General features: G+C 63.6%; 22 protein-coding genes, 1 tRNA gene and 1 pseudogene. 14 read left to right on the top strand and 10 right to left on the bottom strand.

The features are described from left to right. Positions 1-2: 2 nt before the first annotated feature. The 4 genes from DESFRDRAFT_RS12995 to DESFRDRAFT_RS12980 form a co-directional block, all read right to left on the bottom strand. Positions 3-1,304 (bottom strand): B12-binding domain-containing radical SAM protein, encoded by a 1,302-nt coding sequence (locus DESFRDRAFT_RS12995; protein WP_005994575.1) that lies wholly within the window; start codon positions 1,302-1,304, stop codon positions 3-5. After that, positions 1,301-2,806 (bottom strand): B12-binding domain-containing radical SAM protein, encoded by a 1,506-nt coding sequence (locus DESFRDRAFT_RS12990; protein ID WP_005994574.1) that lies wholly within the window; start codon positions 2,804-2,806, stop codon positions 1,301-1,303. The genes DESFRDRAFT_RS12995 and DESFRDRAFT_RS12990 overlap by 4 nt, the downstream gene beginning before the upstream one ends. Positions 2,807-2,818: 12 nt before the next feature. After that, entirely contained in the window at positions 2,819-3,430 is a 612-nt protein-coding gene (locus DESFRDRAFT_RS12985; RefSeq protein WP_005994573.1) for a hypothetical protein, read from the bottom strand. 134 nt (positions 3,431-3,564) lie between these two features. Next, positions 3,565-4,242 carry an SIS domain-containing protein gene (locus tag DESFRDRAFT_RS12980; protein ID WP_005994572.1) on the bottom strand — a complete coding sequence of 226 codons (678 nt, stop codon included), beginning with the start codon at positions 4,240-4,242 and terminating at the stop codon, positions 3,565-3,567. Positions 4,243-4,458: 216 nt separating this feature from the next. Between DESFRDRAFT_RS12980 and lhgO the strand changes: the two genes are divergently transcribed. Next, a complete protein-coding gene (lhgO, locus tag DESFRDRAFT_RS12975) occupies positions 4,459-5,670 on the top strand; it encodes an L-2-hydroxyglutarate oxidase (RefSeq protein WP_005994571.1) in 1,212 nt (403 codons plus the stop codon). Between the two features lie 435 nt (positions 5,671-6,105). Beyond that, the gene (gene dinD, locus DESFRDRAFT_RS21475) at positions 6,106-6,957 is read left to right on the top strand and encodes a DNA damage-inducible protein D (protein WP_005994570.1); all 852 of its coding nucleotides are present in this window, start codon (positions 6,106-6,108) and stop codon (positions 6,955-6,957) included. 412 nt (positions 6,958-7,369) lie between these two features. Here dinD and DESFRDRAFT_RS12965 read toward each other — a convergent pair. The 3 genes from DESFRDRAFT_RS12965 to DESFRDRAFT_RS12955 all read right to left on the bottom strand — a co-directional run bounded on the left by DESFRDRAFT_RS12965 (position 7,370) and on the right by DESFRDRAFT_RS12955 (position 9,402). Then, positions 7,370-7,459: transfer RNA gene (locus DESFRDRAFT_RS12965), tRNA-Ser, on the bottom strand. A gap of 12 nt (positions 7,460-7,471) precedes the next feature. After that, positions 7,472-8,185: a PilZ domain-containing protein gene (locus DESFRDRAFT_RS12960; RefSeq protein WP_005994569.1), complete on the bottom strand. Its 714-nt coding sequence runs from the start codon at positions 8,183-8,185 to the stop codon at positions 7,472-7,474. A gap of 257 nt (positions 8,186-8,442) precedes the next feature. Next, positions 8,443-9,402 (bottom strand): chemotaxis protein, encoded by a 960-nt coding sequence (locus tag DESFRDRAFT_RS12955; protein WP_005994568.1) that lies wholly within the window; start codon positions 9,400-9,402, stop codon positions 8,443-8,445. Positions 9,403-9,635: 233 nt separating this feature from the next. On the opposite strand from DESFRDRAFT_RS12955, the gene DESFRDRAFT_RS12950 reads away from it, so the two are divergent. Genes DESFRDRAFT_RS12950 through DESFRDRAFT_RS12940 form a run of 3 tightly spaced genes read left to right on the top strand, consistent with a single transcriptional unit; the run spans position 9,636 to position 13,984 of the window. Then, positions 9,636-10,874: a glycosyltransferase family 4 protein gene (locus tag DESFRDRAFT_RS12950; RefSeq protein ID WP_005994567.1), complete on the top strand. Its 1,239-nt coding sequence runs from the start codon at positions 9,636-9,638 to the stop codon at positions 10,872-10,874. 3 nt (positions 10,875-10,877) lie between these two features. Beyond that, positions 10,878-12,788 carry an asparagine synthase (glutamine-hydrolyzing) gene (gene asnB / locus DESFRDRAFT_RS12945; RefSeq protein ID WP_005994566.1) on the top strand — a complete coding sequence of 637 codons (1,911 nt, stop codon included), beginning with the start codon at positions 10,878-10,880 and terminating at the stop codon, positions 12,786-12,788. Further along, entirely contained in the window at positions 12,785-13,984 is a 1,200-nt protein-coding gene (locus tag DESFRDRAFT_RS12940; protein ID WP_005994565.1) for an MFS transporter, read from the top strand. The genes asnB and DESFRDRAFT_RS12940 overlap by 4 nt, the downstream gene beginning before the upstream one ends. 92 nt (positions 13,985-14,076) lie before the next feature. Here DESFRDRAFT_RS12940 and DESFRDRAFT_RS22285 read toward each other — a convergent pair whose 3' ends face one another. Both DESFRDRAFT_RS22285 and DESFRDRAFT_RS12935 read right to left on the bottom strand, forming a co-directional pair. Beyond that, positions 14,077-14,391: a hypothetical protein gene (locus DESFRDRAFT_RS22285; RefSeq protein WP_005994564.1), complete on the bottom strand. Its 315-nt coding sequence runs from the start codon at positions 14,389-14,391 to the stop codon at positions 14,077-14,079. A gap of 23 nt (positions 14,392-14,414) precedes the next feature. After that, the gene (locus DESFRDRAFT_RS12935) at positions 14,415-14,954 is read right to left on the bottom strand and encodes a hypothetical protein (RefSeq protein ID WP_005994562.1); all 540 of its coding nucleotides are present in this window, start codon (positions 14,952-14,954) and stop codon (positions 14,415-14,417) included. A 183-nt stretch (positions 14,955-15,137) separates the two neighbouring features. On the opposite strand from DESFRDRAFT_RS12935, the gene DESFRDRAFT_RS21470 reads away from it, so the two are divergent. Both DESFRDRAFT_RS21470 and DESFRDRAFT_RS12925 read left to right on the top strand, forming a co-directional pair. Continuing rightward, positions 15,138-15,278 (top strand): MarR family transcriptional regulator, encoded by a 141-nt coding sequence (locus tag DESFRDRAFT_RS21470; RefSeq protein ID WP_005994560.1) that lies wholly within the window; start codon positions 15,138-15,140, stop codon positions 15,276-15,278. Between the two features lie 105 nt (positions 15,279-15,383). Further along, positions 15,384-15,887, top strand: a complete 504-nt coding sequence (locus DESFRDRAFT_RS12925; protein WP_005994557.1) for a hypothetical protein — start codon at positions 15,384-15,386, stop codon at positions 15,885-15,887. A 90-nt stretch (positions 15,888-15,977) separates the two neighbouring features. Here DESFRDRAFT_RS12925 and DESFRDRAFT_RS12920 read toward each other — a convergent pair whose 3' ends face one another. Beyond that, on the bottom strand, positions 15,978-16,400 hold the full coding sequence (locus tag DESFRDRAFT_RS12920) for a hypothetical protein (RefSeq protein WP_005994555.1): 423 nt from the start codon (positions 16,398-16,400) through the stop codon (positions 15,978-15,980). Between the two features lie 295 nt (positions 16,401-16,695). Between DESFRDRAFT_RS12920 and DESFRDRAFT_RS12915 the strand changes: the two genes are divergently transcribed. The 7 genes and pseudogenes from DESFRDRAFT_RS12915 to DESFRDRAFT_RS12885 all read left to right on the top strand — a co-directional run bounded on the left by DESFRDRAFT_RS12915 (position 16,696) and on the right by DESFRDRAFT_RS12885 (position 21,043). After that, the gene (locus tag DESFRDRAFT_RS12915) at positions 16,696-17,004 is read left to right on the top strand and encodes an AtpZ/AtpI family protein (RefSeq protein WP_005994554.1); all 309 of its coding nucleotides are present in this window, start codon (positions 16,696-16,698) and stop codon (positions 17,002-17,004) included. After that, positions 16,988-17,440, top strand: a complete 453-nt coding sequence (locus DESFRDRAFT_RS12910; protein WP_005994553.1) for an ATP synthase subunit I — start codon at positions 16,988-16,990, stop codon at positions 17,438-17,440. Before DESFRDRAFT_RS12915 ends, DESFRDRAFT_RS12910 begins: the two co-directional genes overlap by 17 nt. Positions 17,441-17,443: 3 nt before the next feature. After that, positions 17,444-18,160 carry a F0F1 ATP synthase subunit A gene (gene atpB / locus DESFRDRAFT_RS12905; protein ID WP_005994552.1) on the top strand — a complete coding sequence of 239 codons (717 nt, stop codon included), beginning with the start codon at positions 17,444-17,446 and terminating at the stop codon, positions 18,158-18,160. Between the two features lie 59 nt (positions 18,161-18,219). Beyond that, entirely contained in the window at positions 18,220-18,558 is a 339-nt protein-coding gene (locus tag DESFRDRAFT_RS12900; protein ID WP_005994551.1) for an ATP synthase subunit c family protein, read from the top strand. A gap of 87 nt (positions 18,559-18,645) precedes the next feature. Beyond that, a pseudogene (locus tag DESFRDRAFT_RS12895) lies at positions 18,646-19,326 on the top strand (redox-sensing transcriptional repressor Rex); the annotation flags it as partial. Positions 19,327-19,522: 196 nt separating this feature from the next. Next, positions 19,523-20,317, top strand: coding sequence for an SAM hydrolase/SAM-dependent halogenase family protein (locus tag DESFRDRAFT_RS12890; protein ID WP_005994549.1), 795 nt, complete (start codon positions 19,523-19,525; stop codon positions 20,315-20,317). Continuing rightward, on the top strand, positions 20,318-21,043 hold the full coding sequence (locus tag DESFRDRAFT_RS12885; protein WP_005994548.1) for an adenosylcobinamide-GDP ribazoletransferase: 726 nt from the start codon (positions 20,318-20,320) through the stop codon (positions 21,041-21,043). The last annotated feature ends 96 nt before the right edge of the window (positions 21,044-21,139 follow it).

Raw genomic sequence — 21,139 nt, 5'->3', positions numbered from 1 at the left:
GCCTACTTTCCCGCGGCCCGCAGCAGGAGATTGAAGAATTTGTCCAGGTAGAGCGTTTTTTGCTGGCTGTAGGTGACCGGGGCCAGCAGGTCGGCTCCGGGCTCGATGAGCCCTTCGCGCGCGGCCAACTCGGCCAGGGCGGTGTGGGGCTCCACGCGCAGGGTGTTGATCTCGAAGTGCGCCCGCCGGCCCATTTGCCGTTTGGCCCGAAACAGGAAGGCCAGCATGCCGGCCGCCGCGAAAAGCGTCTGGCCGGGCGGGTTCTTGAAGAAGTTGTAGCTCACCTCGAAGCAGCCCATGTCGCGCACGAGCCCGTAGGCGGCGTTGATCTCGGCCACGGTCACGGCCTTGCCCAGTTTTTTGAGCGCGCTCTCGCCGTAGGCGTCGGGGGAGAAGATGACCGTGTCGCAGCCGGCGTCGCGGGCCAGTTCCAGAAACTCGCGGTCAAGCCCTCGCTCGGTGAACCAGGCCGACCAGGAAAGCCCCACTCCGCGCGCGATCATGGCCCGCATCACATTTTTGGCGTGCTCGGCCGGCACGTTGAAGACCGAGTCGAGAAAGGTGAAGCGCGAAAGCCCCTGCTCGTGCTCCAGGCGGTAGAGCGACTCGGCCACGCGCTTGGGGTCTTTCTTGCGGTAGGCCCGGCCGTTTAAAAAACCGTAGGGGCAGTAGAGGCAGGACAGGGCGCAGCCCCGCTTGGTCTCGACGCCCACCCCCCAGGGCACGGCGGCGTAGGGGGCAAGCGGCAGCACGGAAAAATCCGGCTCCGGCAGGCCGGCCAGGTCGACTTTCCCGCCCGGGGCCGCCGGGGAGGTCAGTCGCGCCGCGCCGTCCGCATCGCGGACATAGACCGAGGGCACGGCGGCGGGATCGCCTTGCTCCCCGGCGGCCAGGGCGTCGATGAGGGCGGCGAAGGAAAGCTCGCCCTCCAGGTACACGCCGTAGTCGATGGCCGGGTGGGTTTCCATGATGCGCGCGGCGAACATGGAAAAGCCCGAGCCGCCGACCACGAGGGGGCCGGAGAAATCGCGGCGCACCGTCTCCAGCACCGCCCCGAAGGGCGGCAGGTAGGAGACGTTGACCCGGGTGTTGGTGGAGTCGATGTTGCGAAGCGATACCCCGACCACGTCCGGCGCGAATGCGCGCACCTTCGCGGCCAGTTCGGCCATGGGCTCGGCGGCCACGTTGGGGTCGAAGCATGCCACGGCATGGCCGGGCAGGCTCGCCGCCAGACAGGCCAGCCCCACCGGATAGACCGGCGGGCCGTCGCCGCCGAGCCAGGACTGGACGAGCAGGACCCTCACCGCCGCCCCAGCAGTCTTTTGACCAGCCGCTTGGCCGGTCCGGCCACGGCAAAGGCCAGCTCCCAAAAAGGCCTGAAAAGCTTGGACCCGAACACTTTTGCCACGCCGTCCCGGGCGCAAAAGGCCAGCAGCCCGGAGGGAAACCGGCCGCCCTTGGCCAGAAGGATCAGGAAATTGCCGTAGTCCGGCCGGCGCATGGTGTAGCTCTTGGTGTAGACCTGACTGCGCTCGTCGGTGAGGTAGCCGTCGGCCACGGCCATGGCGGCGAGCTTGGTGCCGGGGTAGAGCACCAGGGAAAAGGGCTGGAGCCGGAAGGGCTTGGGGATGCGGGCGATGAACCGGATGGAATCCAGCCGGTCCTTTACGGTCTCGTAGGGCGTGTCCAGGATGAAGTCGTAGCTCGGGGGAAGGAGCCTGTCCTTGTAGCTGTTGATGATGCGCATGGCGGCGAGCATCTTGTCGTTGCCCATGGCCTTGCGGTTGAAAAGCTCCTGGATGCGCGGCGAACCCGTCTGCACGCCCATTTGCAGGTAGATCATGCCGGCGTCGACCAGGGCGTCCATCTTTTCCCGGGTGATGGTGGCCGGGCTGCCGAGGCAGGTGAACGGCAGGGCGACGCGTTCCTTCCAGGCTTTGCAAAAATCCCGGATCTCCTCGAGGGGCCGGGCGAAAAAGGCGTCGTCGGAAATCCAGACGTAGCCGATGAAGGGCATGATGCGCCGGGCTTCGGCCAGCTCGTCCATGACGTGGGAAACGCTTCGCCAGCGCAGGTAGCCCTTGGCTCCGTAAAGGGACTTGATGGCGTCGTTGACGCAGTAGGCGCAGCGGTGGGGACAGCCCCGGCCGGTCATGGTCTGGTAGCCCACCCGGCCGAGCATCTTCGAGACCGTGCCGCCGGCCAGGAACCGTTCGGTGATGGCCGGGGTGAGCGCCACGATGCCGCCGGCCCGGTCGTCCCAGATATAATGCTCCTCGTGGGACCAGTCCGGCGGGGGCAGGGCGTCGAGATCGGTGGTCAGCGGCCGCACCGGGTTTTCGGCCACGACGCCGTCCGGGCCCTTGGACCAGATGTTGGCGATGCCGGTCACCGGGCCGCCGGTTTCAAGGGCTAGGCAGACGTCGAGAATGGCTTCCTCGCCGTCGCCCACGCACACCATGTCCGCCGTGTCCAGGCATTCCCTGGGCCGGATGGTGGGATGCACCCCGCCCCAAAGGACGGGGACCATCAGGCGGGCGCGCAGGGACCGGGTGATCTGGACGGCGTTGTCCATGTAATTGGTCATCAGGGAGATGCCGACGAGGTCGGCGTCGCGGCACAAATCGGCCAGGGCGTCGAGGATGCGGGCCGGGTAGCGCTCGGGTTGGTCGGTCAGGGCGTCGCCCAGGGGATCGGGCAGAAACACCAGCCGGGTGGCCACGCCGTTTTGGCGCAAAAACGACGAGATGGCCCGCACGCCGAAGGCGGTGATGTCGGGATAAGGGGAGATGAGGACGACGCGCATGACAGGGCGCTCCTACCCGAGTTGTTCCCGGATCTTTGCGTCCAGGGCGGTGGTCAGGGCGTCGAAGCCGTCCTGGGCCATGACCACCAGGATGTCGCCCGTGGCCAGGTAGCGGGCCAGGGCGAAATGGGCGCGCACATAGAGGGTCACGGAGCACAGCGCGTCGGCCACGGCCAGAAGCGGCCCCAGGTTGTTGGCCGTGGACAGGGGCTGGTAGCTCACGTGCAGCCCGAGCATGGCGCCCATGGCCCCGAGCACGCCGACGAGCACCACGTTGCCCACTTCGCGGAGCGTGTCCTCGCGCATTTGCGGCGAAGGGTCGGGGATGCCCATGGCTTCGGTCAGCCCGGTCACCAGGGCGGCGGCGTCGGCATGGGCGAAGGCCAGGGCGGTCATGCCGCGCATGGACCCGAAAAACGGCAGGAACACGCCTTCGCAGATGGCCGGGCAACGGTCGGCGGTGGCGGCGGTGAGGCTTGGCCGGCTCATGATGCGGATTTCCGGGGCCGAGAGCTTCACGTGGCTGTCGCACATGCGGTTTAATGCCTCGGCGGCGCGGCCAAGGCCTATATTGATGCATTCGTTTAAGAGGTCCATGCGGGAATCGAGCGATATCTCAGGCATGGCCGGTCCTCCCAAACACAGCGCGCCGCGTGGCGTCATCGCCGCCGCGCGGGGATTCGGAAAGCGGCATCATACGACGCCGGCGCATCCTGGGAAAGCGTTTTCGCGCGCCGGGCGCAAACGTGCCGGCCATGCTACCCGGACGCCTCACGCTTGCGGCAGCATTCCATGAGGTCCATCCAGTGATGCAGGATGGAGGCGTGCCCGGTCTCGGCCAGGCCGTAGGTCGGGGCGGGGATGTAGAAATTGAGGTCGCCGCGCCGCCGGATGGCGTTTCCCGGGGAAAAGCCCGAAAGCGTGGCCACGAAGCCGCCAAGTTCCCGGGCGGCGTCCACGGCGCGTACGATATTGGGCGAATTGCCGGAACTGCTGATGGCCACCAGGATGTCGCCGGGCCGCATGTACCAGCGCAACGGCTCGGCGTAGATCTCCTCGAAGCGGATGTCGTTGCCAAGGGCGGTGACCAGGGAAAGGTCTGTGAAGACCTGGGTGCGCACGCAGCCGTTTTTGGCCAGATCCGTGGCGAAGTGGCTGGCCATGGAGGCGCTGGCCCCGTTGCCGACGAGAAAAACGCAGCCGCCGGCATGGCGCGCGGCGGTCGCCGCTTCCAGCCAACGGCGAAAGCCTTCGTCCGGGGGGCAGGGAACTCCGTCGCGGTCGGTGACGGCCAGTCCGTCGAGGCAGGCGGCCAGCGCGGCCCGGTGCTCCGACCAGGCGACGCCGTTCGCCGTTTTCGCTTCCGGTCCATCCGGGCAGAGGGTTTGGGCTCTGCCCGGCAGTTCGCATTCCTGGCTTGGTTTGGGCATGATCATAGCGATCAATAGTGCGTTTTTCCCCTAGCGGCAACCGTCCGCGCCGCGCCGTTTCCGCTCGTTCGGCCGCACGCCCGGACGCGCCTTGACGCGGTCTCCCGTTTGGGCCAACAGGCAGGCGGTGTCGCGCCGCGTCGCGCCGGCGCATGGCCGTCTTTCGCCTCCGTTGGTCAAGGACGTGGGCCCTTTTTTTGTTCCGCACCCGGAGTTCCTCGCATGATGCCTTCTTCCACCACCCCCGATTTCCTGGTTATCGGCGCCGGCGTCGTCGGCATCTCCATCGCCCGCGAGCTGGCGGCGCGCCATCCCGGCGCTTCCGTCACGGTCCTCGAAAAAGAGCCGGACATCGGCGCCCATGCCAGCGGCCGCAACAGCGGCGTCATCCATGCCGGCTTCTATTATACCGCCGACAGCCTCAAGGCCCGGTTCACCCGGGAAGGCAACGCGGCGCTCAAGGCCTTTTGCGCCGAGCGGGGCTTGCCGGTACGATCCTGCGGCAAGCTGGTGGTGGCCAAAAACGAGGCCGAGGTGCCGGTCCTGGACACGCTGCTGGCGCGCGGCAAACAAAACGGGGTGGAACTTTCGCGCATCACTTCCAGGGAGGCCCGGGCCATCGAGCCGCGGGTCAAAACCTGCGGGGCGGCGCTTTTTTCCCCGACCACGGCGTCCATCGACCCCTTGCAAGTGCTTCGGGCCATGGCCGCCGCCGCGCGCGAGGCCGGGGTGGCCATCGAAACCGGCGTGCGCTACCTGGGACGCTCCGGCTGCGACGTGCGCACGAGCGCGGCCACCTATGCCCCCGGCTATGTCGTCAACGCCGCCGGGCTGCATGCCGACACCATCGCCAAGGATTTCGGCTTTTCCCGAAACTACCACCTGCTGCCCTTCAAGGGGCTTTACCTCTATGCCGCGCCGGATGCGCCGCCGCTGGCCACCCACATCTACCCCGTGCCCAACCTGGCCAATCCTTTTTTGGGCGTGCATTTCACGCTGACCGTGGACGGCAAGGTGAAAATCGGCCCCACGGCCATCCCCTGTTTCTGGCGGGAGCAGTACGGCTGGTTGTCCAATTTCGATTTTGGCGAGTGCCGGGAGATAGTGGGGCGCGAGCTGTCGCTTTTCGCCGGGGCGGATTTCGATTTTCGCCGGTTGGCGGCCGAGGAGCTGCGCAAGCAGTTCCGGCCCTATATCGTCGGGCTGGCCGGGGAGCTGGCCACGGGCGTGCGGGTTTCGGATTACCGCAAATGGGGCCGGCCGGGCATCCGGGCCCAGCTCGTGGACGCGGCAAGGCGCAAGCTGGTCATGGATTTCGTCATCGAGGGCGACGCCCGCTCACTGCATGTCTTAAACGCCGTGTCGCCGGCCTTTACCTGCTCCATCCCCTTTGCCCGCCATGTGGCGGACAGGATCGAGGCGGCAAGCAGGTAGGAGGAAAGTCCCACAAGGGATGAGGGAGAGGACTTTACATTGAAGTCATAAGATGTTGATTCCAAGGGAAAAATTGTGTTCGGAAATTTTCAGTTATCCGGAAAGTTATCCGGTCGCTTGTCCCCCTGTTCCCCCTTTGCCTATCATCGTGGCTAGCGGTCCGTCCAGTCGAGGCCCCGGAGTCTCCACAGCAAGGGGAAGGCCTTCTCCCTCCTGCCGGGCATTCCCTGTCCGCTCCCCGTCGATGAGGTTGTTTCCGCCCGCGGGGGCGACGGAAGCCCGGCCCATGGCCCTTTCCTGACATGCTGCCAGGAGGCGAAAACGGGGCGCTACGGGCCTCGGTTGCTGGTCTGATTGCCGTTGCCATGCCATCGCAAGGTTGGCATAACCGACCGCATACTTTTCGAATACCCACATTCGAGGGGGGAGTGACGAATGAGCCCAGATGAGATCGAGCGTACACATCATGAAACATTTGAGGATATTAGGCATGCAGATAACGGGGGAAATGAATACTGGCTCGCAAGGGAGCTCGGACCAGTATTGCAATATCAAGATCTGCGTAATTTTTTTCAAGTAATTGAAAAAGCGAAGATTGCGTGCGAAAATTCTGGCCAAGATTCGGGGGACCATTTCGGTGAAGTCACCACAATGGTCAAACTTGGATCAGGAGCCACCAGAGAAGTTCAAGACTTCAAATTGTCTAGGTATGCTTGTTATTTGATCGTGCAAAACGGTGACCCAACAAAGCCCGTTATCGCTTTAGGACAAACATATTTTGCTATTCAGACAAGACGGCAAGAAATTGGAGATGGTAAATCTTTTGAAAGCCTATCTGAAGACGAGCGACGGCTAGTACTTCGTGGGGACATAGCCGTTCACAATAAAGCTCTCGTCGCAGAGGCAAAGAAGGCTGGGGTACAAACACCACTCGATTATGCTATTTTTCAGGATCACGGATATAGAGGCCTATATGGCGGCCTTGGTGCAAAAGACATTCATGCACGAAAAGGCCTTAAAAAGAATCAAAAAATACTTGACCATATGGGAAGCACTGAATTGGCCGCTAACCTTTTTAGAGCAACTCAAGCAGAAGAAAAATTACGGAGGGATAAGGTTAAAGGGAAAATTGCTGCGAACAAAACACATAGGGCTGTTGGAGAAAAAGTCCGCCAGACAATAGAAGAACTTGGCGGGACGATGCCCGAGAATCTTCCGACACCGGAAAAGAGTATCAAGAAATTGGAGTCTGAGAGAAAAAAGGGACTCCCTCCTTCGGAAGAATAGATACGATTCTCCACACAACGAATGACTGCCTTGCGGGAGAACTGCCCCGCACCTCCTCGCGGGCACAAAAAGCGCGTTTTTTGTGGAAAAATGGAAACTGGCCAACATACTGATATAAAATAAGTTTGTGTTATTTTTCTGTTTCCGCGTGGAAAAATTGGCGTCGCTTCATTTTGTAACAAACTGTTTTTACGGGTAGTATATTCTCGGCTATTGTTCGCGGCGGAAAAACGCGGAAAATTCCGTGGAAGAAAATGGAAAAGCGGCCCACCTCCGAAGAAGCAGGCCGCCTATGATCCGGTTGCCGAGGCCCAACCGATCACCCTGTCAGCGAAAGTCGCAGTTTCTTTTTTGGGGTCGCAGGGTGCGACCTCTTTTTTTGAGGTAGCTACCTGCTTGGCTGGTACTGACTTGGCGGAGGGAGAGGGATTCGAACCCCCGGACGGGTCACCCCGCCAGTGGTTTTCAAGACCACCGCCTTAAACCGCTCGGCCATCCCTCCGCGAAAAACTTCCTAAGGCCGTTTCGGCGGCGAGGCAACCTCGAAATCCGTTGGATCGCAGCCCAGTCGCACAAGCTCCTCGCCAAGCGCCGCCGGTATTTCCAGAAAAGTCAGCCCCACCCCGGGGATCGCCCGGCGGCAGCCCCAAGGCTCGTGCCAGGCCACTTTCGCTCGTACAGCCTCGCGCGCGATGTCCGGGAACTCCACCCAGACGGAATCGCCCACGGCCCAGGGCGCGGTCGAAAATACGAAACAGCCCAGTGAGGAAATGTTGGTGGTGCAGGTTTTTTCGCCGCCCGTCCCGTCGCATCCGGGGCGGGGCGGGACGCGCCACAGCACCGCCGGCAGGGCCGCGTCCACGCGTTCCCCCCGGCGCAGTCCCCGGGGTAGGAAATCCCGGCAGGCGGCGACGAAGACCGACAACCCGTCCCGGGAGCCGGGGCCGCATTCGCTGCCCAGGGCGAAAATCGCATCCGTGGCCGGATCGTGCCGCAGGCGCACCGACGGATACACTTCGGCCAGGGCATGGAGCAGCTTTCTGTCGAAATCCTTGGTCCGGACAATGGTCGGCACGTCGAAGAGCACCCCGTTGTACCGGCAATGGCGCATGGCCGTAAGCAGCTCCCGCGCGCTGGCCGCCACGTCGCATTCGGCTCCAAGCGCCGACAGCGCCGCGACAAACCGTTCCCTGGCCCGACATTCGCGGACAACGAGCAACATCCGCATGGATACGCCTTCCTCTCCATGGTTGCGCCCGGGCGGCTTCGAAGCGGCAGCGGCGCCTCGGCGCGGGACGCGTTCCCGGGAATCCTCTTATGATGGGGGAACGGAAGCGGCTTCCCCATGGCGTTTGCTTGAAAAAGCGGCGGCGACGCCGCACGGCCGCAGGAGGTTTCCGGACGGATGCCCGGCCGGCGGCGCGCTTCGAAGAAACGTCGGGTTGTAACTGGCGCTACGCGCCGCCTTTGCCGCCTGGGGCGGCCCTAACGGCGCTCTTCGATGAGCTTGCGCGCCCGCTCCGCCAGGGTTCCGACCTCGGGCTTGGTCACCTGGTCGTCGGCCCCGACCGAAAGCCCCTTGTGGTAGAGCTGGTCGTTGATAAGCGACGAAAAAAGCACCACCGGCAGCTGCTTGAGCACCGGGTCGTCCTTGATCTGCTTGCACAGGGTATGGCCGTCCATGGACGGCATCTCGATGTCCGTGACGACAAGGTTGACGTTGCTGGTAAGCGGCGTGCCCTTGGCGTCTTCGGCCTTCCAACCCATCAGCCTGTTCCAGGCGTTCTGCCCGTTGATGTCCTGGATGACCTCAAAACCGTCCTTCTCCAGATAGGTGGCGATCAGCCGCCGGATGGAGTTGGAGTCGTCCACGACCAGGGTCTTGTAGGCGGAGCGCTCGGGCTCCGGGATCGATGCTTCGGCCTTTTGCCGTTCGGTCTTCATGGCCAGGGCGGGATTTAGGTCCCAGATGATCTGCTCCATGTCGAGCAGCAGCACGATATGGTCGTCGAATTTCACCACGCCGGTGAAATTGTTGGCCGCGAAGGTGGAGACGTAGCCCGAGGGCGGTTCCACCTCGGACCAGCTGAGGCGGTGGATGCGCGTGACCCCGGAGACCATGAAGGCGTTGATGACCTTGTTGAACTCCGAAACGATGACCTTGGTGTTCTCGTCGCGGGCCATGGGCTTGCCGAGCCACATGCTGAGGTCGATGAGCGGAATGACCCGGGAGCGCAGGTTGAACGTGCCGATCACGCACGGATGCGGGGTCTGCGGCATGCCCGTGACCTTGGGCAGGCGGATGATCTCCAGTACCTTGGCCACGTTGACGCCGTAGTAGGCCCGGTATGGCTTGACCCCGGGTTCGGGGGCTTCATCGATGTAGAATTCGATGATCTCGAGCTCGTTGGTGCCCGATTCCAGGAGGATGTTGGTTTGCGCCATGGCGACCTCGAAAAGCCGTTTGCCCGTTTATGCCGAGAAAAAACGCTGCCTTGTCCCTACCGCCGGTGGGCTCGCGATACGCGGCAGGCCCCAAGGGTATGCTTAGCCGCATCACGGCTGCGGCGCAAGCCTTTGGCCGGAGAAAGGGTCCGACTTTACAGGCCACCGCTCCCTGGACTACAAAGCCGCCTGCATCCCGAAACGCCAAGCCCCGCATCCGGCGAGCAATACTATTGAGCCTTCCCAAGACCGCCTATATCCTGCTGTGGTATCCGCTGCCCTCCGAGACGTTCATCTTCCGGGAGGTGGAAAACGCCAAGGCAGCCGGCATGCCGTTTTCCGTCTACGCCCTTTACGGCGAGGCGGCCAAGCACCTGTCGTCCGACATGCGCCGGGTCTCCCCGAGCGTCACGCGGCTGGGCCTTCGCGCCGTGCCGCGCATCCTGACCGATATGGCCTGGTGGGCCGTCAGGCGTCCCGTTGAAACCGCCCGCATCCTTGCCGGCATTCCCTGGCGGCGCTGGAGTTGCTTGGAGGTGGCCGGCGAGAACGTCTGGGCCATGTGCGCCGGCTTCAGCCTGGCCCGGATGTTTCTGGAGGCCGGCATCGAGCGCATCCACGCCGGCTGGGCCAACGGCCCGGCCACGGCCGCCTGGGTGGCCTCGAGGCTTTCCGGCATTCCCTTTTCCTTCTCCGCCCGGGCCGGGGACATCTATCCCCAGGACGGGGCCTTGGCCGAGAAGATGCGCGCCGCCCGCGCCATCCTCACCAACAACAAGGCCAACATCCCCTACCTCGCCTCCATCCTCCCGGAGGCGGCCGGCAAGATCAGCCAGATTTACAACAGCCTGACCCTGGGCGGGAAATCCGTGTCCCCGGTCCACATGGAGCCGCCGTACCGGCTGCTGGCCGTGGGACGCTTTTGCCGCACCAAGGGCTTCGAGGTCCTCATCGACGCCTGCGCCGTGCTGTCCCGGCGGGGCTTTCCCTTCCAGCTGACCCTGGTCGGCGCGGGCCTGCCCTTGCCCACGGCCGTCATCCGCCGCCGGGTGCGCATCCACGGCCTGCGGGCCCGGGTCTTTCTGCCCGGCTTCGTCAGCCACGACCGCATGGGCGAGCTTTATGCCGCAAGCGATATCTTCGTCATGCCGAGCGTGGTGCACCCCTCGGGCGACCGCGACGGCATCCCCAACGTCATCATGGAGGCCCTGGCCCACCAGCTGCCCGTGGTGGCGACAGACGTGTGCGGCATCCCGGAAGTGGTGGAGGACGGCGTGACCGGCCGGCTCGTGGGGCAGCGCGACCCCGGGGCGTTGGCCGACGCCATAATGGCCCTGGCCGCCGACCGCGACCGCGCCGTGGCCATGGCCGAAGCCGGCAGGAAGCGGGTGGCCGCCATGTTCGACCCTGAAACCAATACCCGGTCCGTGCTGGACTTTTTCGCCAGGACGACCGGAAACGGACGGGACTGAGCCATGTGCGGCATCGCCGGTTTCGTCTGGCCGGGCGGGGGCGGCGAGCCGTCAGAAGCCGAACGGCTGTCCTGGCTGTCCGCGGCCACCGGGGCTCTGGCCCATCGCGGCCCGGACGGGGAAGGGCTTTTGCTCGAAGGTCCGTGCGCCCTGGGGCACAGACGGCTTTCCATCATCGACCTGGCCGCCGGCTCCCAGCCCATGGAGGACGCGGACGGCCGGGCGGTGGTCACCTTCAACGGCGAGATCTACAACTACCGGGAACTGAAAGCCCGTTACGCCGGTCGCGGCTTCCACTTTCGCACCCAAAGCGACACCGAGGTCATCCTGGCCGCCTGGCTGCTGGACGGCCCGGCCGGTCTGGACGCCCTGGAGGGCATGTTCGCCTTCGCCCTTTGGGACAAGGCCAGCCGCACGCTTTTCGCCGCTCGGGACCGCTTCGGCAAAAAGCCCTTCTATTATACTCTGCAAAACGGCATCCTGGCCTTCGGCTCGGAGCTTTCCGCCCTGGCCAAACTGCCCTTCCTGCGCCTGGAGACGCCGGTCGCGGCGCTTTTGCGCTTTGCCGCCTACGAGTACGTCCCGACCCCGGAGACCATCTACAAGGACGTCTTCAAGCTGAAGCCCGGCCATTATCTGCTTTTTAGGGACGGCAAGCTGACGACCGATTCCTACTGGGACATGCCCCTGCCCGGGCCCGAGCCCAAGGCCTCGGAAGAGGACCTGTGCGCCGAACTGCGCCTGCTTCTGGCCCAGGCCGTCAAGCGCCGGCTGGTGGCCGACGTGCCGCTCGGGGTGTTTCTCTCCGGCGGGGTGGATTCCTCCACCGTGGCGGCGCTGACCGCCGGCATGGTCTCGCGCATCAAGACCTTCAGCATCGGCTTCACCGAGGCTTCCTACGACGAGTCGCGCTACGCCCGGCTTGTGGCCTCGCGTTTCGCCACCGACCACCACGAACGCATCCTGTCAGCCGACGCCTGCGGTTCGCTTTTGCCCGAGATCGTCGCGCGCTTCGACGAACCCATGGCCGACCCGTCCATCGTGCCCACCTACTTGCTCTCCCAGGTGACCCGCGAAAACGTGACGGTCGCCCTTGGCGGCGACGGCCCGGACGAGCTTTTCTACGGCTACGAGTATTTCCCGGCCTTCAACCTGGCCGCGGCCTACGACCGGCTGCCGTCTTTCGCCCGCAAGCGCCTCATCGAGCCGCTCACCAGACTGCTGCCGCAATCGGCCGGCTACGTGAACCCGCGCTTCGTGGCCGACACCTTTCTGGCCGGGGCCAGGGCGCCCCAGTGGCTGCGCGTCCAGACCTGGCTTTCGGCCTTCAGCGCCGAGGCCCAGGCGAACCTGTGGCGCGACCCGCCGGCCGGCCTGCTCGACCCGGCGGCTCTTTTCGCGCCGACCAAGGCCCTTTTCGACGCCTATCCGGCCAAGGACCCGCTGGCCCGGGTCGGCTACGCCTTCGCCCGCCAGTACATGCTCGACTACATCCTGGTGAAGGTGGACCGCTGCTCCATGATGCATTCCCTGGAGGCGCGCGCGCCCTTTCTCGACCGTGACGTGGCCGAGTTCGTCTGCCGCCTGCCTTCGCGCTACAAGCTGCGGGGAACCAAGCGGAAATACCTGCTCAAGAAAGCCGTGGCCGGCCTTTTGCCCAAGGAAATCCTGGGCCGGGGCAAGCGGGGTTTTCTCATCCCGGTCGCCTCCTGGCTGCGCGGCCAGCTGCGGCCCCAGGTGGATATGCTCCTTGGCGAAAAGCACCTGCGCGAGCAGGGGATATTCAACCCCAGGGAGGTGTCGCGCCTTGTGGCCGAGCACGCCACCGGCGCGGCCGACCACCGCAAGAAACTTTGGACACTGCTCGTCCTGCAACTGTGGCTCGATGCCCACAAACCGAGCATCATCCCGTGAAATCACGCGACGATCCGGCCCGGCCGGAACACGCGCTCACCCGCACGGCCCTTCGCGCCAGCGGGCGGGCGGACATCCTGCTTTTTCTCCTCGTCATGACCGTGGCCTCGACCTCGGGGCTGCAGGCCTGGCGCACGCTGATCAACAACTTCGCCGTGGAAACGGCCCACCTCGGGGCCGACCAGATCGGCCTTGTCCAGTCCATCCGCGAGGTGCCGGGCTTTCTGTCCATGCTCGTCGTCTACGCGCTGCTCGTTTTCTGCGAGCTGCGCGCCGCCGCCCTGTCCATCGTCGTGCTCGGCGTCGGCATCGCCCTGACCGGCCTTTTCCCCAACCTCTGGGGCCTGAGCCTCACCACGCTCATCTGGTCCGCAGGCTTTCACGCCTTCGAGCCGCTCAACCAGTCGCTCACCCTCCAGCATTTCAACACCCTCGAGGCCCCGGTGGTGCTCTCGCGCATCCGGTCCCTGGGGGCGCTCGGCAACATCGTGGTCGGCGTGGCCATCTATTTCCTGGCCGACGCCATGGGCTACACCGAAATTTTCGCCGTGGCCGGAGTCTGCGTCATCCTGGCCGGATTGTGGGGGCTGTCGCGCAAGGACTGCACCCCGGCCGGCCCGCCCCAGAAAAAGAAGATGTACCTGCGCCGGAAATACTGGCTCTACTACATGCTCACCTTTCTCGAAGGCTCGCGGCGGCAGATCTTCATGGTGTTCGCCGTGTTCCTGCTGGTCAAGAAATTCGATTTCACCGTCCAGTCCATCACCGTTCTCTTCGTCGTCAACAACGTCATCAACTATTTCCTCAACCCCATGATCGGCCGGGCCATCAACCGTTTCGGCGAGCGCCAGCTGCTTTCCATCGAGTACGCCGGCATGATCCTGGTGTTTCTCACCTACGCCTACACCGAGTCCCCACTCGTTGCCGGCTGCATGTACGTGCTCGATTTTCTGCTCTTCAACTTCAACGTCGGCGTGCGCACCTACTACCAGAAGATCGCCGCCCCCGAGGACATCGCCTCGGGCATGGCCATGGGCTTCACCATCAACCACATCGCGGCCGTGCTCATGCCGGTGCTCGGCGGGCTGCTGTGGATGTTCGACTATCGGATCCCGTTTTTCATCGGCATTGGCCTCGGCGTGCTGTCGCTGGCGCTGACCCAGTGCATCCGCACCCCGGCCCGCGCGGCGGGGTAGGGCGGCTGTTCGCGTCGCCGCATGGGACGAAAGCGCACATGCGCGCCTGAAGCTCGGCTTACGGCGCGGCGTCGATGTGGGACGCGGGCGGGCTACTTTTTCCCTGGGGCGGGCATGCAGCTTGACCGGCTGACCAATTTCGCGGAGCCGGTTTCCCGGGCAATCACCGCGTCATACGTATTGGTCTGGATGCGTACGGTCAGATTCCGTCCAACCGCATTGCCCAGATTTGGTTTTGTGCCCCATACGGCGACAGTTACCGGATGACGGAAGATTCCTGTCTCTTGCGCCATCTCTTGCTCCCTATGTTTATCCATCAATAGCAGGTGGGCGTTGCAATAGATGCCGTTAGCCGATGTCTTGAAGGGGCAGCGTATGCCGTCTTCTTCATAGATACACTGTGGCATGGGGACCTCTATGGGTAAGGTTTCTATGAAATACAAATTTTAATAATCATTGTAAATGATACAAGAATTAGGGATGTCAATAGCGCTATTTGTGATATTAAGACATATCTTCCTTTGATATTGATTTTTTTGAAAAGATCGTCGCTGACTTTGTCCCAATCTGTAGAGAAGTAGTTCAGTGAAGATATGGATAGTGATATAAAATCATTGTCTTGGCTTGCATCTTTTGTTTTCAATAGGCTATTGACATGCTTTCTAATGCTTTCCGAAGGGGGTGATATGTAGGATCTTCTCCCCCATAAAGCCGCGAGAGCGAGTGCAATCGTAGACATTAAAAAGATCACTATCCAGACTATGGTGAGTTTTTCAAACCAACCGATCTCGTGGCTGAATTCCTTCATGAATGCAAAAATGGCTGCCAGAAAAATACCAGCCACGGTGATGGAACTCTCGGCTTTTTTATCCAGGAGCGACCATGTTTGCCTGAGTTCGGAGTAATGCTGTTTCGCGGTTTCCAGAATCTCGATATTGAGCAGTTTGTGCATCTCGTCCTTATTGTTCATTGCGCACGCTCCCGCTGCTTTCCCCGTCTAACCGTCTGATTCTTTTTTTATTCAGAAATACTATATTTTAAGGTTTTCCATACGTCAACCGATTTTGGCTGGCGGCGGTTGTTACCTTTCCAATAACGGCGGGGTCATGCCCAAAAGGACATCGCCGAATGCATCGGCGTCGAGGGCCCGACCGTGGTGCGCGTGCTCGACGGCCTGGAGCGCATGGGGCTTGTCACCCGCCGCGACCAGCCCGCCGACCGGCGCAGCAAGGATGTCCGCCTGACCACCCAGCTCGGCGGCGCGGGCGGGCGGCCCCGGATGTTTCGCAAATAAGCCTCGGCCGGCGCGACGCGGGGCGGCTTGCCCGAAACGCGCAAGGTGGCGTATCGTGGTCGAGATTCCATCCTGTTCCATCGTTACGGAAAGGAGGTCATGCGTATGGCGACGACAACGGGAAGCACGGTGGCCGGGGAGATCCGGCAAAAGCTCGACGCCCTGGCCGCGATCGGCCGGGGCATCGACGCGGGGACGCTTTCGCGCGCGCCCGAGGGGCGTTGGTGCCCCCGGGAGATTCTGTCTCACATCCTGGGCGCGGACGGGGGCTACCTGCCGCTTTTCCAGGCATTTTTGGACGCGGACACGCCCACCCTCAATATCGGCGTGGAAAAGACCTATCTGTCCGAAGAGCGCGAGGCCATGGACGCCGGGGCGCTTTGCGACGCCATCCAGCAGGAATACGAGGCCATGGCCGCTTTCGTGGAAGGCCTGTCCGAGGAGGAGCTCGGCCGCAAGGCGCGCATCCCCCAGCTCAAGCAGTCGCCCCTGGGCGAATACCCGACCCTCGGCGCGCTGATCGCGGGCCTTGGGAGCTACCATCTGCAATTTCACATCGACCACCTGCGCGAGGTGCTGGACGCGCTGGAGGCGCGGGAGAAGGCGTAGGGCAGGGAGCGAAACGGCGCGCAAGGCGCAAAAAAACCGCCGGAGGGCCTGGCCCTCCGGCGGGAAAGCGGAAAAAAGAACGCGCCGGCGCTACCAGCCCCGGCGGTTGCCGGTGCCGCAGCCGGAACGCACGGACTGGCAGTAGCTGATGCAGGCCCGGTCGCCGCGACACTTGGCCACGCACCGCTGGTACTGCTGGGCGCACATGGCCGGGGTTTCGGGGGCCGGGTTGCCGAGGTTCTGGAGCATCTGCCGGGTGACGGGAATGGTCGGCACATTCGCCGCCGCGCCGCCCATCTGGGTCTGGAGCACGGCGGTGCAGGTCAGGTAGCACTGGGGCACCACCGCGTTGCAGACCACGCTCGGGTCGTGCGTGTCGCCGGGGGGCATGGTGATGGCGGCCACGGCCGCGCCGTTGGGTTTGACGCAATACAGCGTGGACTGGGCCATGGCCATGCTGGCGGCGGCCAGCGTCAGGGCCAGGACAAGCGATACGAACAGAAAACGCTTCATGGTTTTCCTCCTTGGCGGAAACGAGATTCCGACTATCCCTATTGATAGCGAAAAACCATGCCGGTGTCATGAACAAAACGCCGCGAAATCGGGGCGGAGCGTAAAACGGTCTTGCCCGCGCCCGGCGGTGGGGATACGGTGCCCCGTCGATTGGCGCGGGACAACGCGTTTCGGGGAGGGTGAAAGTGGGGTGCCCCCGTTGACTTTTCCCGGGGGGCCATGCTAGGTCCTCTCGACTTGTGAACTTGTGCACGAGCGCCCGCTCGTCCTGGCTGGCTTACCGGGAGGGTTTTTGGTGTTCGGCAGATTGATCAAAGACAAGGGTGTTCGCGAGTCCATCGCGTCGGCGTCGGTGGTCGGACTCAATCTGGTCTCCGCGACCTTTGTCGGGCTATTCATCGGCTGGTGGCTGGATAAATGGCTGGGCACCAAGCCGTGGCTCCTGCTGGCATTCTTGATCTTCGGCATCATCGCCGGTTTCAGGAACGTCATGCAGGAAGTGAGAAAGATCCAGAAGGCCGACGCGCAGAACGTCGCGGACGGCCAGGAAGAGCAAGACGGCGGGAAAGGGCGGGGGCAAGAAGGTGATGGTAAAAAATCTTAGGGACCGGCTGGATCGGTGGCTGCTGCGCCGGGGGTACGTGCATCCCGAGGTGCGCGAGCTTGTCCGCAACCAGATCGTTCTCACCGCCCTGGTTCTTCTCGTCTGCCTGCCGCTGTCCGGCATTTCCGTCGCCGCATGGTCCCTGGCCGCCGGGACCGTCATCATTTCGCTCAATTTCTGTTCCCTGGCCCGGTTCGGCCAGCGGATCACGGGATATGGGAACAAGCGCGAAGCCGTGTTGGCCGTGCTGGTCCGGTTTTATCTGCGACTGGCCATCTCCGGCGCGGCGCTTTTCGCCTGCATTGTCTGGTTCGGGGCTATGCCGCTGCCGCTTCTGGCCGGCATAACCACGGTGGTGGTTAACTTCCTCGTCTGGGGCGCTTGGCGCTACGCCGGCTCCAGGACGCGCCAAACGCTTACGGGAAAGGAGGCATAGGACATGGCTGGTGGGTTGCCGCATCCGGTTCTGCTCGTCGAAGAGGCCGCGAAGGGTGTTGGGCTCTATAAGCTCAACGATGTCTTCCACGCCCAGGTTATCGATTCGAACGTCATCTACGCCTGGTTTGTCATGGTCCTGCTCATCGCCCTGGGCATGCTGGCCACCCGTAAGCTCAACATGGTGCCGAGCGGCATCCAGAACTTTTTCGAAGTCGTGGTCGGCGGCCTCGAATCCTTTGTCGTCGAAAACATCGGCGAGAAAGGCCGCAAGATTTTCCCGTTCCTGTGCGCCCTTTTCATCTTCATCATCACCTGCAACCTGATCGGCCTGGTCCCGGGCTTCGACTCCCCGACCAACAACGTCAACACCAACGCCGCCATGGCCATCACGGTGTTCATCTACTACAACTTCTGGGGCATCCGCATGTGGGGCGCCGGCTACATCAAGCACTTCATGGGCCCGTTCTGGTGGCTGGTGCCGCTGATGCTGCCCATCGAAATCATCTCGCACCTGGCCCGGCCGCTCTCGCTCACGCTCCGTCTTTTCGGCAACATCCGCGGTGAGGAAATCGTCCTGGTGCTGCTTTTCGCCCTGGCGCCCGTGGTCGGCACCTTCCCCATGTACTTCCTGTTCTCGCTGGCCGACTGCATCCAGGCTTTCGTGTTCTTCATGCTGGCCATGATCTACCTCAAGGGCTCGCTGGAACACGCTCACTAGAATCGGGGGAAATGGTCCTTAGGACCGTAACATTAACACCTGTTCTCAGGAGGATCGACATGCGTAAGGCTTTCATGACCATCTTCTCGACCGCCGCCCTGTTGACCGTGGCCACCGCCGCTTTCGCCGCTGACGCCGCCGCCATGGGCGCCATCGGCACCATCTCCTGGGCCACCGCCATCGGCATGGGCATCGCCGCCGCCGGCTGCGGTCTTGGTCAGGGCCTGGGCCTCAAGGCCGCTTGCGAAGGCACCGCCCGCAACCCCGAGGCCGGTGGTAAGATCACCGTTACCCTGATCCTCGGCCTGGCCTTCATCGAATCCCTGGCCATTTACGCCCTGGTCGTCTGCCTGATCCTGCTCTTCGCTCACCCGTTTGCGCAGGTCATCACCGGCTAAGTAGAATGTCTTGAAAGGGAGGCCGGGAGCCCCGGCCTCCTTTTTTTTTCCAACCAAGTCTCTCAGCCACGGCACGCACCGAAGGATGCCGCCTTGAAAAGCGAACACATCCCAAAGGCCACTATCAAGCGCCTGGCCATGTACGTGCAAGTGCTGGAAACACTCAAGCGCGAAGGCTCCCAGGTCGTCTCTTCCGAACTGCTCGCTCGCGCGTGCAGCGTCAATCCTTCCCAGATTCGCAAGGACCTCGCCTACTTTGGCGAGTTTGGCGTCCGGGGCGTCGGCTACCACGTCCAGGACCTTATCTACTCCATCAAGCACTCCCTCGGCGTCGACCGCGTCTGGAAATGCGCGCTCGTCGGCGTGGGCAACCTGGGCAAGGCGCTGCTGCGCCACCAGGACTTCAAATTTCGCGGTTTCGATATCGTCGGCGCCTTCGACTGCGACCCCTTCAAGATCGGCGAGGAAGTCTCGGGCCTCGAAGTCGTGTGCACCAGACGCCTCAAGGACGCCGTCAAGGAACTGGGCATCGAAATCGGCCTGATCACCACGCCCGTCAACCGGGCCCAGCGCGCCGCCAACTTCCTCATCGAAGCCGGCGTCAAAGGCATCATCAACTACTCTCCGGCCATGCTCACCGTGCCAAGCGACGTCTACGTCGAATACGTCGACTTCTTTCACCACTTCTATTCCGTCGCTTTCTCCATTACCCTCGACCGCAAGCAGGACCGCCCCGGCGTCGACTCCACCGACGAGGACGACGCGTAACGGGCGGGGGCGGAGCCCCCGCTCCCCGGACCTCCGATCCGGCTTTGGCCGGGCCGGAGGGCATTGGCTAGCGGTTGGTCGGATGGCTGGAAGAACGCTGTCCAAACGCAGCCCCTTTGAAAGTTTTTGAAAGGGGTCCAGGGGGAAACTTTTTCCAAAAAGTTTCCCCCTGGCCGCCGGAGGCACGGACACAGCCATGCACCAAGCGCCGTTGATCGCCTTGCTGACGGATTTCGGTCTGGTGGACCCGTATGTGGGGCAAATGCGGTCGGTGCTCATGTCGGCCGCGCCGGGAGTGCCGCTTCTGGACGTGAGCCATGACGTCGCGCCCCAGGATGTGTTGCAGGCCGGATTTTTTCTGGCCGCGACCCTGCCCTGGCTGCCGCCGGGCGCGGTAGTGTGCGCCGTGGTGGACCCGGGCGTGGGCACGGATCGGCGGGTGCTTTTGGTCCAGGCGGGCAGCCACTTCCTGCTTGCGCCGGACAATGGCCTCCTCACGCTGGCGTTCGAGTCCGAAACCGGTTGCCGTTTCTTTGACGCCACGCCGCGCCATGCGCCGCGAAGCGCCACCTTTCACGGCCGCGACGTGTTCGCGCCCCTGGCCGCGAGGCTGGCCATGGGCGAGGAGGCGCGGGACGTGGCCGCCGTCTGGTCGGGCCCCGATCCGGTCCGGCTGGAGGGGCTGGCCCCGGTGCGCGAGGGCGCGACGCTACGCTGCCGGGCGCTGTCCGTGGATCGGTTCGGCAATGTCGTGCTGGGCCTGCCCGTCGCCCGGTTCGACCCGCCGCCGGCTAAGGCGGCGGTTGTCGCGCCGGTGGCCGCGCCGCTTGCGCCGGTCAGGACCTACAATGACATCGCCCCGGGCGCGGTCGGCATCCTGGCCGGCAGCCAGGGCTACCTGGAGCTGGCCATGGCCGGGGCTTCGGCGGCGGCGCGGCTGGAGCTTAGGGGCGGCGATCCCGTAATCCTCGACTGGCCGATGGAGACGTAATTGGCTTTTTTTCGCAATTATCTGGCGGCACTCGGTTTTCTCACCCGGCTTGGCCCGGCGATTTCCAATCCCGACATGGCGGCCTGCGTGCCGCTTTTTCCGTTGGTCGGGGCCACGCTCGGGCTAGTCATGGCCGTGCCGCTATGGCTCGGGCTTTTCGGCGGCCATCCGCTGGCCGGAGGCTTTGCCTATGCCGTGGCCAATCTGATGCTCACGCGCGGGCTGCATCTGGACGGATTCGCCGACGTGGCCGACGCCTGGGGCTCGCTGGCCACTGGAGACCGTTTTTTCACCATCATGAAAGACAGCCGCATCGGCGCGTTCGGCGGCATGGCGCTGGTGGTGGCCATCCTCGGCCAGACCTGCCTCGGCGCGGAACTGCTCTCTTCCGGGCGCGTCTGGGTGCTGGCCCTGGCCCCGACCGTCGGTCGGGCCGGAGCGGTGGCGCTCATGCGCGTCTGCCGCGATCTGGCGCGGCCGGGACTCGGGGCCTTGTGTCTGCCCGGGGCCACGGCGCGCAATACCGCCTTTGCCCTGGCCATGACGCTCCTGCTCGGCCTTATCTGGGCCGGGCCGCTGCCCCTGGCGGCCATATGCGCGCTGTGCGGCCTTGTCCTCTGGCGGCTGGCCCGGCTGGCCCGCAAACAGGGCGGCGTCAACGGCGATTTTCTGGGCGCGGCCATCGTCGGCTGCGAACTGGCGGCGTTTCTGGGTGGGGTGGTGTAGCCGGGGGGAACCCTTGTCTTACGAAAGGGTTCCCCCCGGACCCCCCTCCCAAAGACTTTTAATAATGATAGTGTGTAATTGCGTGCCACCCATCAC

Origin of the sequence: Solidesulfovibrio fructosivorans JJ] (assembly GCF_000179555.1) — a bacterium.
GTDB classification, from domain to species: domain Bacteria; phylum Desulfobacterota; class Desulfovibrionia; order Desulfovibrionales; family Desulfovibrionaceae; genus Solidesulfovibrio; species Solidesulfovibrio fructosivorans.
This window is presented reverse-complemented; position numbering and strand designations above follow the sequence as displayed.

Excerpts from the sequence above, each read along its gene's own strand:
- DESFRDRAFT_RS12935 (WP_005994562.1), bottom strand. The coding sequence starts at position 14,954 with ATGAACAATAAGGACGAGATGCACAAACTGCTCAATATCGAGATTCTG.
- DESFRDRAFT_RS12900 (WP_005994551.1), top strand. The coding sequence starts at position 18,220 with ATGCGTAAGGCTTTCATGACCATCTTCTCGACCGCCGCCCTGTTGACC.
- DESFRDRAFT_RS12910 (WP_005994553.1), top strand. The coding sequence starts at position 16,988 with ATGGTAAAAAATCTTAGGGACCGGCTGGATCGGTGGCTGCTGCGCCGG.
- atpB (WP_005994552.1), top strand. The coding sequence starts at position 17,444 with ATGGCTGGTGGGTTGCCGCATCCGGTTCTGCTCGTCGAAGAGGCCGCG.
- DESFRDRAFT_RS12990 (WP_005994574.1), bottom strand. The coding sequence starts at position 2,806 with ATGCGCGTCGTCCTCATCTCCCCTTATCCCGACATCACCGCCTTCGGC.
- DESFRDRAFT_RS22285 (WP_005994564.1), bottom strand. The coding sequence starts at position 14,391 with ATGCCACAGTGTATCTATGAAGAAGACGGCATACGCTGCCCCTTCAAG.
- DESFRDRAFT_RS12980 (WP_005994572.1), bottom strand. The coding sequence starts at position 4,242 with ATGATCATGCCCAAACCAAGCCAGGAATGCGAACTGCCGGGCAGAGCC.
- DESFRDRAFT_RS12925 (WP_005994557.1), top strand. The coding sequence starts at position 15,384 with ATGGCGACGACAACGGGAAGCACGGTGGCCGGGGAGATCCGGCAAAAG.
- DESFRDRAFT_RS12890 (WP_005994549.1), top strand. The coding sequence starts at position 19,523 with ATGCACCAAGCGCCGTTGATCGCCTTGCTGACGGATTTCGGTCTGGTG.
- DESFRDRAFT_RS12985 (WP_005994573.1), bottom strand. The coding sequence starts at position 3,430 with ATGCCTGAGATATCGCTCGATTCCCGCATGGACCTCTTAAACGAATGC.
- DESFRDRAFT_RS12960 (WP_005994569.1), bottom strand. The coding sequence starts at position 8,185 with ATGCGGATGTTGCTCGTTGTCCGCGAATGTCGGGCCAGGGAACGGTTT.
- DESFRDRAFT_RS12955 (WP_005994568.1), bottom strand. The coding sequence starts at position 9,402 with ATGGCGCAAACCAACATCCTCCTGGAATCGGGCACCAACGAGCTCGAG.
- lhgO (WP_005994571.1), top strand. The coding sequence starts at position 4,459 with ATGATGCCTTCTTCCACCACCCCCGATTTCCTGGTTATCGGCGCCGGC.
- DESFRDRAFT_RS12920 (WP_005994555.1), bottom strand. The coding sequence starts at position 16,400 with ATGAAGCGTTTTCTGTTCGTATCGCTTGTCCTGGCCCTGACGCTGGCC.
- asnB (WP_005994566.1), top strand. The coding sequence starts at position 10,878 with ATGTGCGGCATCGCCGGTTTCGTCTGGCCGGGCGGGGGCGGCGAGCCG.
- dinD (WP_005994570.1), top strand. The coding sequence starts at position 6,106 with ATGAGCCCAGATGAGATCGAGCGTACACATCATGAAACATTTGAGGAT.